Below are 12167 nucleotides of genomic sequence, written 5' to 3' on the forward strand. Positions count from 1 at the left end.
CGCACAGACACATACGCCAAGCTCTCGAAGACGCCCCTCTGAAAGGAACCACGCATGACCAAGCAGTCCATCTTCGGACGGATCTCCACCCTCGTCCGCGCGAACATCAACGCCCTCCTGGACTCTGCGGAGGACCCGCAGAAGATGCTCGACCAGCTCGTCCGCGACTACACCAACAGCATCGCCGACGCCGAGTCCGCCATCGCGGAGACCATCGGCAACCTGCGGCTGCTGGAGCGCGACCACGAGGAAGACGTGCAGGCGGCCAACGAATGGGGCAACAAGGCCCTCGCCGCCAGCCGCAAGGCCGACGAGATGCGCGGCGCGGGCAACACCGCCGACGCCGACAAGTTCGACAACCTCGCGAAGATCGCCCTGCAGCGCCAGATCAGCGCCGAGCGGGAGGCGACGAGCGCCGAGCCGCAGATCGCCGCCCAGACCGAGATCGTCGACAAGCTCAAGAGCGGCCTGAACGGCATGAAGGACAAGCTCAACGAGCTGAAGAACAAGCGCAGCGAGCTGCTCGCCCGCGCCAAGGTCGCCGAGGCGCAGACCAAGGTGCAGGACGCGGTCAGCTCCATCAACGTGCTCGACCCCACCAGCGAGCTCGGCCGGTTCGAGGACAAGGTCCGCCGCCAGGAGGCTCTCGCCCAGGGCAAGGCGGAGCTGGCCGCATCGAGCCTCGACGCGCAGTTCGAGAGCCTCGAGGATCTCGGCGAGCTGACCGAGGTCGAGGCGCGCCTGGCCGAGCTGAAGGCCGGTGGCAGCGCGCCGCGGCAGGCGCTCGAAGGCAACTGACACCGACGCGGATGCCCGGGTGCACGCCCGGGCATCCGCCGTTCCGTCTCCGGGAGGTCTCCCATGGTGCGTTTCCTGGTCGTGCCGCAGTGGCAGGGTTCGCCCGCCGCGCGCGCGATGCTCCTCGTCGACGGCGCGTCGGCCATCGCCGGCGATCTGCCGCGTGCGGCGACGACCGTCCTCGACGTCCCGGTCGAAGCCGGTGAGGCGCTGGGCACGGGTGTCCGGCGGCTCAGCGCGCTCGCACGTACGCGGGAGTTGGTCGCCGGACATCTCGAAGCAGGGACCGTGCTGATCGGCGGCGACTGCAGCATCACCGTCGCCGCCCTCGACACGCTCCCCGGCGGCACCGACGACCTCGCCGTGGTCTGGTGCGACGCGCACGCCGATCTGCACACACCGGAGACGTCGCCGTCCGGGGCGTTCTCCGGCATGGCACTGCGCGCGGTCCTCGGAGAGGGAGAACCACAGCTCGCCCTCTCCCCCGGCATCCCCCGTGACCGTGTCGTCACCGTGGGGGTCCGTAACGTGGACGACGCCGAGGCCGAGGAGCGGGACCGTCTCCGGAACCTCACCGTGGCCGACCTGGACGCCCCCGGCGCGCTCGCCGACGCCGTGCAGGCCACGGGGGCGCAGCGCGTCTGGGTGCACATCGACGTCGATGTCCTCGACCCGGCGTCCTTCACCGGGGTCTCCGCCGCCGTCCCGTTCGGAGTGACCCCCGCGTCCCTGAGCACGGCGATCCGGGAACTGCGGGCGCGCGTCCCCCTCGCCGGGGCGACGATCGCGGGCTTCGCGCCCCGCACTCCGGCTGACGCCGTCGATGACCTCGGAGCGATCCTGCGCCTCGTCGGAGCCGTCGCGTGAGCCCGGCACCCGGCTGGGAGGCGGTCGCGGCGGAGCGCCTCGCCCGCGGACGCCGCGCGGACCGCCGCATCCCGTCCTTCCTGCTGCGGTCGCCGATCAGCCGGCTGGGCTACCTCTGGGGAACGGCCGTCGGCTGGATCTGGGGCACGCTGTGGAGCACCGGCCCGATCGAACGGCGCGGCGGGCTCTGGGTGTTCCGGGGCATGCCCCGATGGGCCTTCCACCGCGGCGGCGTCTGTGTGGGCGGGTGCTTCCTCACCGGCGACGCGCGGCCCACCGACGCGGTGCTGCGCCACGAGGCCGTGCACAAGCAGCAGTGGCTGCGCTACGGCTTCCTGATGCCGGTGCTCTATCTGTTCGCGGGACGCGACCCGCTGCGCAACCGCTTCGAGATCGAAGCGGGGCTGGAAGACGGCAACTACGTGCGCCGCCCTCGCTGACTCAGCCCTCGACGGGAAGCAGTCCGAAGCGCTCCGGCACGCGGATCCGGTTCACGGCGACGCCGAGGCGGTCCGTGAGGTGCTCGACGATGTCGGCGGTGCCGAGGTAGCCGCCGAGCAGCGTGACGTGCGTCTCGACCTCGTCGTCCACCAGCATCTCGTCCGCCCACGCGCAGGTGGCTCGGGCCAGAGCCTGACCGGGCGTGCAGCCGCGGCCGCTTCCCGGGGCTCCGGAGCGCGCGGAACGTGCGAGCCAGGTGACGGTCATGCGGCCGGGCGCATGGATGACGCCGATGTCGGAGGCGTCGGGAACCTCGATGAAGATCCGACCGGAGGCGCAGAGCGGAAGGGTCGCGAGGAACGCCTCGAGGTCGAGCAGCGAATGCTCGTCGGCCGTCACCAGGTGGTGTGCGCGACGGCGCGCCGCGCGGCGAGCCGCACGCGTGCCTCGGGTGTCGAGCGTGGTGTCCATGGTGATCCCATCGTACACCAAGCGAAGGCTTGCCTAACCTTCGCGGGTGGCGTCCTCCGACACCGGCTCGACGAGGGCATCACGCAGGGCGGCGAGCTCTTCCTCGGTCATGCCGTTCGCGCGCAGGTAGCCCGCGGCCGAGCCCCACCGCTCGTCCACCTGGGCCAGCAGGCGACGCATCACCTCGGCAGGAGACCGGGTGGCCAGGTCCACCGCATGCACGGCCTCCGGATGCTGGCTCCGCAGATAGGCGGCGATGCGCCGTGACCGTTCGGCGGGCAGCTGCGACTCGGTGAGGGCGTAGTCGTCGATGACGGCTTCCCGATCCGCGCCGACCGCCGAGAGGGCCAGGGCGACCGTCACCCCGGTCCTGTCCTTGCCCACGGTGCAGTGCACCAGCGTCGGCTCCCCGGCCGCGATCACGCGGACGGCGGCGACCAGGCGATCACCGCTCTCCTCCAGCAGATGCAGGTACAGGTCGTCGAGGCTCGTGTCGGATTCGAAGAAGGAGCGCACGGATCCGAGGAACAGGGGCAGATGGGTCGTCTCCGGCCCCTCGATCTCGCTCGGCTCCGCGGCGACCTCCTCGCCGTCACGGAGGTCGACGATGCGGCGCACCGCCGACCTCAGGAGCGCGGCGCCATTCGTCGTCGCGGTGGAGAGCTGACCGGAGCGCAGCAGCACGCCGCTGCGGATGCGTCCACCCTCCGCAGGGATCCCGCCGACGTCCCGGACGTTGGTCACGCCTTCGACGTCGAGGATCGTCATGCGCCCGCCTGGGTGCCACGCGGAGGCACCGGGTACCGCCCCGCGATGACGATGCGGTTGAAGGCGTTGATCGACACGCATGCCCAGCTCAGTGCGGCGTACTCCTTCTCGGTGAACACGCTCCCCACCAGGTCGTACACGTCGTCCGAGATGCCGTCCTCCGCGATGAAGGTGAAGGCTTCCGCCAGCTCGAGGGCGGCACGCTCCCGGTCGCTGAACACACCGCTCTCCCGCCAGACCGCGATCTGGCTGATCGTGTCGACGTCCAGCCCGGCGGCGACCGCACGGTCCACGTGGATCCGCGTGCAGTAGCTGCACCCGTTCAGCTGCGAGCAGTGGATCATGACGATCTCCTTCAGCCGATCGTCGATGCCGTTCTCGGCACAGATCGCGCCGACCGTCCTCGAGAAGGCGTCGAGGGCCTGATAGGCCGCAGGCTCCGTCTTGGACAGGTGCACGCGCTGTTCGGTCATACCTCCATGATATTCGGCGCCGGGTGCGGACGACGGTGCAGGCACGACGCTGCTGAAATGCACATTGCCAAGTCGAATGCACTCCTCTGTCACAGATCGCCCTGAGAACGGTGGTCGGAGATTGGCAGAATGATCCGGCATTTCCCGTGGGGTCGGAACGGGGCGCAGAATAGCCGCGTGGCGATCGACACCAGCGAGTTCTCCTATCTTCCCGCGCAGGCCGACGCGCTCGGCGTACCGCTTCCGACCGTGGAGCGCCTGACGCTCCCCCTCCCTGAGGGTCGCGTCGTGAGCGGGCTGCGCTTCGGGTCCGCGCCGCCGCGCATCACCCTGCTGCACGGCGCCGGCCTGAACGCCCACACGTGGGACACGACGGCGCTGGCCCTGGGGCAGCCGCTCCTGGCGATCGACCTCGCCGGCCACGGCGACTCCTCCTGGCGCGACGATGCGGACTACTCCCCCCGCACGCTCGCCGCCGACGTCATCGCCGCACTGGACGCCTGGACCTCCTCGCCGCAGATCCTGGTGGGACAGTCGCTCGGCGGTCTCACGGGGGCCGCCGTCGCCGCGGCCCGACCGGACCTCGTGGCCGCGCTGATCGTCGTCGACATCACGCCGGGGATCGACGTCTCCGCCGGGCCCGCGGCGCTGCGGCAGTTCTACGCCGGGCCGACGGATTTCGCGACCCGCGACGAGCTCGTCGACAAGGCGATGTCCCTGGGGTTCGGCGGCACCCGCCCCGAGACGGAGCGCGGCGTCTTCCTCAACACCCGCGTCCGCCCGGACGGCCGGGTCGAATGGAAGCACCACTTCGCCCACCTCGCCGCCACCGCACTCGCCGCCCACGACCCCGGCACCCCGGCCGCCCCGTCCGTCCTGCACGAGACCGGCTGGGACGACCTGGCGGCGGTCACCGCGCCCGTCACGCTCGTCCGCGCCGAGCGCGGCTTCGTGAGCGCCGCCGACGCCGAGGAGTTTGAGCGCCGCCTCCCCGATGCGCGCGTCGTCACGATGGACGCCACGCACAACGTGCAGGAGACGGCGCCTCGCGACCTCGCCGCCCTCGTCGGCTCCGCAGCCGCGGCCGGAATATGACGTTCCGTTCCACGGCCAGCGCGCCGCATCCCGCACGACCCTAGGCTCGTCCCACCGGCACACAGCACCTGCCGCACCGAGAGGAAACACCCATGTTCCGACGTCATCGACGCCTCGCGCTGATCTCCGCGCTCGCGGCCACCGCCGTGATCCTCAGCGCCTGCTCCGGCTCCGCCGAGCCCGCCCCGTCGGCGGGCGGCGAGCCCGACCCCGACGCCACCCTGCACGTCGGGCTCGTGCTCGAACCCACCAACCTCGACATCCGGCACACCAGCGGCGCCGCGCTCGAGCAGGTCCTCATCGACAACATCTACGAGGGACTGGTCACCCGCACGCAGGACAACGAGGTCGTGGAGCGGCTCGCCTCGGACTACGAGGTGTCGGACGATGGCCTCACCTACACCTTCACCCTCAACGACGGGATCACGTTCCACGACGGCTCGCCCCTGACAGCGGCCGACGTCGTCTCCTCCTACGAGACCGTCCGCACCGACGAGACGGTGCAGGGCAACGCGGAGTTCGCGTCCGTCTCCTCGATCTCCGCTCCGGACGACACGACCGTCGAGATCGTGCTGTCCGAGCCGAACCAGAACTTCCTCTTCGCCCTCACCGGTCCGGCGGGTCTCGTCTTCAAGGAGGGTGACACCACCGATCTGAAGACCGCGGAGAACGGCACGGGACCGTTCACCCTCACCCGCTGGAACAAGGGCAGCACGATCACCTTCGCCCGCAACGACGACTACTGGGGCGAGCCGGCCGGCGTCGCCGAGGTCGAGTTCCAGTACATCCCCGACTTCACGGCCGGAGTGAACGCGGCTCTCGCCGGTGACGTGGACGTCCTCACCGCCGTCGACCCGAACCTCGCTCCGCAGCTCGAGGACTCGGGCGACTTCACCCTCACCACGGGCCGCACGACCGACAAGGCCACGCTCGCCTTCAACAACAAGAAGGCTCCGCTGGACGACGTCCGGGTCCGCGAGGCGCTGCGCCTGGCCATCGACCACGACGCGCTCATCGAGGCCGTCGGCGCCGGCACGCCGCTGTACGGCCCCATCCCCGAGCTCGACCCCGGCTACGAGGACCTCTCCGACGTCATCTCCTACGACCCCGAGCGGGCCAAAGAGCTGCTCGCCGAGGCCGGCCAGGAGGACCTCGACCTCACTCTGACCATCCCGTCGTTCTACGGCACCACCGTGCCGAAGGTCCTCATCTCGGACTTCGACAAGGTCGGCGTGAACCTCGAGGTCGATTCCGTGGAGTTCCCGACCTGGCTCGAGGACGTGTACACCAACAAGGACTACGACCTCAGCTTCGTCCTGCACGTCGAGCCCCGGGACTTCGGCAACTTCGCCAACCCGGACTACTACTTCGGCTACGACAACGCCGAGGTGCAGGACCTCTACGCACAGGCGCTGGCCGAGGTCGACCCGGATGCCTCCGCGAAGCTCCTCGCCGAAGCGGCCCGGATCGTCTCCGAGGACCACGCGGCGGACTGGCTCTACAACGGTCAGACGATCACGGCGGTGAGCCCGCTCGTCAGCGGCTTCCCGCAGGACTCGATCAACTCGCGCATCAACCTCGCGGGTGTGACCGTCTCCGCCGCGAGCTGACGACGGTCGACGCTCCGTGCTGCGTTACGCGCTCGTCCGAGGAGCCCTGCTGATCGCAGGGCTCCTCGTGTCGAGCGCGCTCATCTTCCTCACGCTGCGCGTCTTCCCCGGCGACGTGGCCCAGCTCATCGCCGGCACCCAGGCCTCCCCCGCCGAGGTCGAGGCGCTGCGGGAGTCGCTGGGGTTGAACCAGCCCCTGATCACGCAGTACGCCGACTGGATCGGCGGGATCCTCCGCGGCGACCTGGGCACCTCGCTGCTGTCCGGCGCCTCGGTCGGCGAGGAGCTCCTGCTGAAGGCGCAGGTCACCGTTCCCCTCGGGATCATGTCGCTGGTGATCGCCGTGCTCATCGCGGTGCCCTTCGGGATCCTCGCTGCCCTGCGCCGCGGCCACCGCGACGGCACGGCGCTCAGCGTCGGCGCCCAGGCGCTCGCGGCGGTGCCCGTCGTCTGGGCGGGCATGATGCTGATCGTCGTGTTCTCCGTATGGCTCGGCTGGCTGCCACCCCAAGGCTTCCCCCGCACCGGATGGTCCACGCCGGGAAGAGCGATCGAGGCGCTGCTGCTGCCGGCCCTCACCATCGGCATCGTCGAGGGCGCGATGCTCATGCGCTTCGTGCGCAGCGCGACCCTGCAGGCGGCCGGACAGGACTTCGTCCGCACCGCGGCCGCCAAGGGCCTGACGAAGACCCGCGCCCTCATCCAGCACGGGATCCCGGCGGTCGGGCTCTCCATCATCACGGTCCTCGGCCTCCAGGTCGCCGGGATCATCGTCGGCTCGGTCGTGATCGAGCAGCTGTTCACGCTTCCGGGCATCGGCCGCATGCTCGTGACCGACGTCGGCACACGCGACCTCGTCAAGGTGCAGAGCGAGTTGCTCGTGCTGACCGGCTTCGTCCTGGTGGTCGGCTTCCTCGTGGACCTGCTGCACCGGGCGATCGATCCTCGACAGCGGGAGGCCGCATGAGCGCTCGGTGGTTCCCTCGGCTGTGGCGGACCTCGACCGGCCGGTTCGGACTGATCGTCATCGCGATCGTCGCACTGGCGGCCGTCGTGTCCCTCTTCTGGACGCCGTTCGACCCGCGGGCCTCGAACATCGGCGACCGCTGGCTGCCGCCGGGGTGGCCGCACGTGCTCGGGACCGACGACACCGGACGCGACATCCTGAGTCTGCTCATGGCGGGGGCGCGGACGACCGTGTTCGTCAGCGTGGGCGCCGGACTCGTGGCCACCGTGGTGGGGATCGCCCTCGCCGCCCTCGGTGCCCTGACCACCCGGCTCGTGCGGGAGACGGTCGCCGTGTTCGTCGACATCCTCATCGCCTTCCCCGTGCTGCTGATCGCGATGATGATCTCGTCGGTGTGGGGCGGATCGCTCTGGGTCGTGATCTGGGCGGTGGGGATCGGGTTCGGCGTGAACATCGCGCGGGTCACGCGGCCGGAGCTGCGCCGTGTGCAGCAGAGCGACTTCGTGCTCGCCGCGCGCGCGTCGGGTCTCACCCCCGCGCAGAGCCTCGTCCGTCACCTCCTGCCGAACGTGGCTCCGGTGTTCATCGTGCAGCTCTCGTGGTCGATGGCCGTGGCCGTCCTCGCGGAGGCCGGCCTGTCGTACCTCGGCTTCGGCGCCTCAGTCGTGGAACCGAGCTGGGGGCTGCTGCTCGCGGATCTCCAGCGCTACATCGGCGTGCACCCTCTCACCGTGATCTGGCCCGGGCTCACGATCACCCTGACCGTGCTCGCCCTCAACCTGCTCGGCGACGGGCTCCGCGAAGCGACGGACCCCACCCTGCGGCACCGTGCCGCCGAGACGCACACACCGGCGGTGGTCGCATGAGTCTGACGGTCGAGGATCTCGTCATCGAGATCGACGGACGCCGGGTGGTCGACGGCGTCTCGCTCCAGGTCCCCGACGGCACCCGCCTCGGGGTGATCGGCGAGTCCGGTTCCGGCAAGTCCCTCACGGCGCTCGCCGTGCTCGGGCTGCTGCCGGAGGGGGCGACGGCACACGGGAGCATCCGGTGGGACGGCACCGAGCTGATCGGGATGCCGGACCGTGAGCTCGCCCGGCTGCGCGGCGACGACATCGGCATCGTGTTCCAGGAGCCCCGGACGGCGCTCAACCCGATCCGGACGGTCGGCCGTCAGATCGCGGAGTCCATCCGCATCCACGAAGGCCTGGGCCGGCGCGAGGCACGCGAGCGGGCGATCGCGGAAGCCGCCCGCGTGCGACTCCCCGACCCGGAGACCATCGTCGACCGGTATCCGCACCAGCTCTCCGGCGGCCAGCGGCAGCGCGTCGCGATCGCCATGGCCCTCGCCTGCCGTCCGCGGCTGCTGATCGCCGACGAGCCCACGACGGCCCTGGACGTGACGATCCAGGCCGAGATCCTGTCCCTGATGCTCGGGCTCGTCGCCGACGAGGGCATGTCCCTCCTGTTCATCACGCACGACCTCGCGGTGCTGTCCCAGGTGGCGACGGAGGGCGTCGTGCTGGAGCACGGTCGGGTCGTCGAGAGCGCGCCGGTGTCGCGACTGCTGACCGCGCCGACCTCTCCCGTCACGCAGGGGCTGCTGCGGGACGCGACCGCGACGCTCTGGCGGCCTGAGGGAGGAACGGCATGAGCCTGATCGAGGCGCGGGGGCTGTCACGCGACTTCGTGGTGCCGAAGCGGACGGCGTTCGAGCGCACACGGCGGCAGACGGCCCTGGAGCCGACCGACCTGGACGTCTCCGAGGGGGCCTCCCTCGGGATCATCGGCGAGTCCGGCTCGGGGAAGTCGACCCTCGTGCGGCTCCTGCTGGGTCTGGACCGACCGACCTCGGGCACCGTGTCCGTGGACGGCCGGATCGTCGACGCGGGGGCCTCCGCCCGGTCGCTGCACTGGCTGCGTCGGCAGACGGGACTCGTCTTCCAGGACCCCTACGCCTCCCTGGACCCCCGGATGACCGCGGGGCAGATCGTGCGGGAGCCGTTGTGGGCCCTCGGCATCGACGGCGACCACCGCGCCCGGGTGCGCGAGGTCATCGCCCGCGTCGGCCTCGACCCCGAGATGGGCGACCGCTATCCGCACGAGTTCTCCGGCGGACAGCGGCAGCGGATCGCCCTCGCCCGCGCACTCGTCCATCGTCCGCGGATCCTCGTCGGCGACGAGCCGCTGTCGGCGCTGGACGTCACGGTGCGCGCGCAGATCCTCGAGCTCCTCGCGGAGCTGCGGGTCGCGGATGAGCTCACGCTGCTGCTCGTGTCGCACGATATCGGCGTGGTGCAGAACCTCTGCGACACGGTCGTCGTCATGAAGGACGGCCGCATCGTCGAGCGCGGTCCGACGCGCGACGTGCTCCTGCACCCGACCGCCGACTACACCCGCACGCTGCTCTCCGCGATCCCCGTCATCCCCGACGCCTGATCGCCGACCCACCTATGCGGCCGCTCCGCCCCGTTGCGTGCGCCCGCAACGGGGTGGGAGGCACCAAGGGGGTGGGTCGACGGGTCAGCGCGGGAAGAGCGAACGACGACGCGGACGCAGCGGGCGGCGCAGCGACACCGTGCCCAGATCGCGGCCGAACTTCCGACCGACGCGCCCCATGCGTCCGGCCTCCACGAAGCCGAGCTTCTCGTGCAGCCGGATCGAGGCCTCCGCCCCCTGATCGCTGATCACGGCGATGATCTCGCGGAGTCCCCGCTGCTCGCACGCCTCGATCAGCGCCTGCAGGAGCGCCGACCCCAGCCCCTTCCCCGCGGCACCCGGCCCGAGGTAGATCGCGTCCTCGACGGTGTAGCGGTAGGCGTTCTTCCCGGCCCACGGCTGCACGAGCGCGTACCCGAGCACCGCACCGGACGGCGACACGGCCACGAGGAACGGCAGCCCGAGACGCTCCAGGAGGGTGAACTTGTCCCTCCAGTACGGGATGCTGCTCCGTCGCTCGTCCAGGGTCACCGCCGAATTGCTGACGAAGTGGTTGTAGATCTCGCGGACGTGGGGCAGATCCGCCGCCCGCGCGGGACGGATGACGTAGGAGAACGTGTCCGGCGCGGTGGTCCGTCGGAGATGGCGCGGGAGAACGCGACGTCGGTCCCCGGGCTCGAACTGCATGGGCTCAGCTTAGAGAGCAGGGCCCCTCGCCCTCCACCCTCCAGTCCACCGGAGCGCCGCCGAGGCCTTCCAGGAGCGCGTTCGCGCGGGAGAAGGGGCGGGACCCGAAGAAGCCGCGGCGGGCGGAGAGCGGCGAGGGATGAGCCGACGCGATCACCGGGGTGTCGCCGAGCAGCGGCTGGAGGTTCGCGGCATCCCGCCCCCAGAGGATCGCGACGAGCGGCTGGTCGCGGGCGACGAGGGCACGGATCGCGAGTTCCGTCACCTGCTCCCACCCCCAGCCGCGGTGGGAGGCGGCCGCACCGGGGCGGACGGTCAGGACGCGGTTCAGCAGCAGCACGCCCTGATCGCTCCACGCGGTGAGGTCTCCGTGCGGCGCGGGCGGGATGCCGAGGTCGGTCTCCCGCTCCTTGTAGATGTTCGTCAGGCTCCGCGGCAGCGGCCGCACGTCGCGATCCACGGCGAACGACAGTCCGATCGGGTGCCCCGGGGTCGGATACGGGTCCTGACCCGTGATCAGCACCCGGACGTCGGCGAGCGGTCGCTGGAAGGCCCGCAGCACGTGCGGCCCCGCGGGGAGGTAGCCGTGGCCGGCCGCCTGCTCGGCGCGCAGCCGCTCCCCGAGCGCCGTGACGGTGTCCTGCACCGGGGCCAGCGCCTCCGCCCACCCCGCGTCGATCAGCCCCTCGTCCGCGAGCTCGGCGAGGGTGCGTCCTCCGGTCACTCGACGGGCCGGACCCGCAGCGGTCCCCGCGCGAGCAGGTGCTGCGCCGACTGCGCGACCGGACGCATCGTGATGAGGTCGAGGTTCACGTGACCCGGCGCGTCCAGGGCGTAGGCGATGACGTCCGCCACGTCCTCGGCGAGGAGCGGCGCCTCGACGCCGGAGTACACGGCCTCCGCGGCGACAGCGTCGCCCCCGAGGCGGTTCAGCGTGAACTCCTCGGTGTGCACCATGCCCGGAGCGACCTCGGCCACCCGGAGGGGCTCGCCGTTGAGCTCCTGACGCAGGGCACGGACGAGCATCGCCTCGGCCGCCTTCGCCGCGTTGTAGCCCGCACCGCCCGGGTAGGCGGTCTGCGCGGCCGTCGAGGTCACGAAGAGGAGGTCGGCATGGCCGTCCGCGTCCGCGGTGCGACGCAGCAGCGGCAGCAACCCCGCGACGAGGCGCTGGGTCGCGAGCACGTTCGCGTCGTACATCCACTGCCAGTCGGCGAGCGCGGCGTCCTCGACGCGGTCGGTCCCCCGCGCGCCGCCGGCCACCTGGACGAGCGCGTGCACCGGTCCCGTGCGCTCCAGCTCGGCGAGGAGCGCCGCCACCGCCGCGTCATCCGTCAGGTCGCAGGCGATGGTCGACGCCCCCGTCTCCGCGGACAGCGCGGCGAGACGGTCGGCACGGCGCGCGACGCCGACGACGTCCCACCCGCGCGACCGCAGCACCCGCACCGTCGCCTGACCGATCCCGGAACTCGCACCTGTCACCACTGCACGTCTGTTGGCCATGCCCTCCACCGTACGATGTCCGCGGAGGTTCCGCCCGTTCTCGGCCCC

Annotated in this window: 15 protein-coding genes; 9 read left to right on the forward strand and 6 right to left on the reverse strand. The window is 71.3% G+C overall.

What is annotated here, in order from left to right; genetic code table 11:
• Window positions 1-54 precede the first annotated feature (54 nt).
• The 3 genes from ACIQID_RS04750 to ACIQID_RS04760 all read left to right on the forward strand — a co-directional run bounded on the left by ACIQID_RS04750 (window position 55) and on the right by ACIQID_RS04760 (window position 2105).
• Window positions 55-798 carry a PspA/IM30 family protein gene (locus ACIQID_RS04750; protein ID WP_071328326.1) on the forward strand — a complete coding sequence of 248 codons (744 nt, stop codon included), beginning with the start codon at window positions 55-57 and terminating at the stop codon, window positions 796-798.
• Between the two features lie 63 nt (window positions 799-861).
• Window positions 862-1665 (forward strand): arginase family protein, encoded by an 804-nt coding sequence (locus tag ACIQID_RS04755; RefSeq protein WP_312673029.1) that lies wholly within the window; start codon window positions 862-864, stop codon window positions 1663-1665.
• Complete coding sequence (locus ACIQID_RS04760) at window positions 1662-2105, forward strand: Fe-S oxidoreductase (protein ID WP_331202625.1); 444 nt, start codon at window positions 1662-1664, stop codon at window positions 2103-2105. Before ACIQID_RS04755 ends, ACIQID_RS04760 begins: the two co-directional genes overlap by 4 nt.
• A gap of 1 nt (window position 2106) precedes the next feature.
• Here ACIQID_RS04760 and ACIQID_RS04765 read toward each other — a convergent pair whose 3' ends face one another.
• Genes ACIQID_RS04765 through ACIQID_RS04775 form a run of 3 tightly spaced genes read right to left on the reverse strand, consistent with a single transcriptional unit; the run spans window position 2107 to window position 3818 of the window.
• Window positions 2107-2577, reverse strand: coding sequence for an SIP domain-containing protein (locus ACIQID_RS04765; protein WP_136052537.1), 471 nt, complete (start codon window positions 2575-2577; stop codon window positions 2107-2109).
• 33 nt (window positions 2578-2610) lie between these two features.
• Window positions 2611-3345, reverse strand: coding sequence for a tyrosine-protein phosphatase (locus ACIQID_RS04770; protein WP_331202624.1), 735 nt, complete (start codon window positions 3343-3345; stop codon window positions 2611-2613).
• Window positions 3342-3818, reverse strand: a complete 477-nt coding sequence (locus ACIQID_RS04775) for a carboxymuconolactone decarboxylase family protein (RefSeq protein ID WP_400282455.1) — start codon at window positions 3816-3818, stop codon at window positions 3342-3344. Before ACIQID_RS04775 ends, ACIQID_RS04770 begins: the two co-directional genes overlap by 4 nt.
• Before the next feature lie 129 nt (window positions 3819-3947).
• Here ACIQID_RS04775 and ACIQID_RS04780 point away from each other — a divergent pair, with 129 nt between their 5' ends.
• The 6 genes from ACIQID_RS04780 (at window position 3948) to ACIQID_RS04805 (ending at window position 9929) form a co-directional block, all read left to right on the forward strand.
• Entirely contained in the window at window positions 3948-4913 is a 966-nt protein-coding gene (locus tag ACIQID_RS04780; protein WP_400282458.1) for an alpha/beta fold hydrolase, read from the forward strand.
• A gap of 92 nt (window positions 4914-5005) precedes the next feature.
• Window positions 5006-6523 carry an ABC transporter substrate-binding protein gene (locus ACIQID_RS04785; protein WP_400282461.1) on the forward strand — a complete coding sequence of 506 codons (1518 nt, stop codon included), beginning with the start codon at window positions 5006-5008 and terminating at the stop codon, window positions 6521-6523.
• 16 nt (window positions 6524-6539) lie between these two features.
• Window positions 6540-7490 carry an ABC transporter permease gene (locus tag ACIQID_RS04790; protein ID WP_312673037.1) on the forward strand — a complete coding sequence of 317 codons (951 nt, stop codon included), beginning with the start codon at window positions 6540-6542 and terminating at the stop codon, window positions 7488-7490.
• Window positions 7487-8356 carry an ABC transporter permease gene (locus ACIQID_RS04795; RefSeq protein ID WP_312673038.1) on the forward strand — a complete coding sequence of 290 codons (870 nt, stop codon included), beginning with the start codon at window positions 7487-7489 and terminating at the stop codon, window positions 8354-8356. Before ACIQID_RS04790 ends, ACIQID_RS04795 begins: the two co-directional genes overlap by 4 nt.
• A complete protein-coding gene (locus ACIQID_RS04800) occupies window positions 8353-9144 on the forward strand; it encodes an ATP-binding cassette domain-containing protein (RefSeq protein WP_400282466.1) in 792 nt (263 codons plus the stop codon). The genes ACIQID_RS04795 and ACIQID_RS04800 overlap by 4 nt, the downstream gene beginning before the upstream one ends.
• Entirely contained in the window at window positions 9141-9929 is a 789-nt protein-coding gene (locus ACIQID_RS04805; protein WP_400282469.1) for an ABC transporter ATP-binding protein, read from the forward strand. The genes ACIQID_RS04800 and ACIQID_RS04805 overlap by 4 nt, the downstream gene beginning before the upstream one ends.
• Window positions 9930-10013: 84 nt before the next feature.
• Here ACIQID_RS04805 and ACIQID_RS04810 read toward each other — a convergent pair whose 3' ends face one another.
• The 3 genes from ACIQID_RS04810 to ACIQID_RS04820 are packed head-to-tail and all read right to left on the reverse strand — an operon-like array spanning window position 10014 to window position 12119.
• Complete coding sequence (locus tag ACIQID_RS04810; RefSeq protein WP_071328315.1) at window positions 10014-10616, reverse strand: GNAT family N-acetyltransferase; 603 nt, start codon at window positions 10614-10616, stop codon at window positions 10014-10016.
• A 4-nt stretch (window positions 10617-10620) separates the two neighbouring features.
• Window positions 10621-11340, reverse strand: coding sequence for a uracil-DNA glycosylase (locus tag ACIQID_RS04815; RefSeq protein ID WP_400282472.1), 720 nt, complete (start codon window positions 11338-11340; stop codon window positions 10621-10623).
• Entirely contained in the window at window positions 11337-12119 is a 783-nt protein-coding gene (locus ACIQID_RS04820) for an SDR family oxidoreductase (RefSeq protein WP_331202618.1), read from the reverse strand. Before ACIQID_RS04820 ends, ACIQID_RS04815 begins: the two co-directional genes overlap by 4 nt.
• Window positions 12120-12167 lie beyond the last annotated feature (48 nt).

The sequence above is a fragment of the Microbacterium sp. NPDC091676 genome (assembly GCF_044756645.1).
GTDB lineage: Bacteria > Actinomycetota > Actinomycetes > Actinomycetales > Microbacteriaceae > Microbacterium > Microbacterium paraoxydans_D.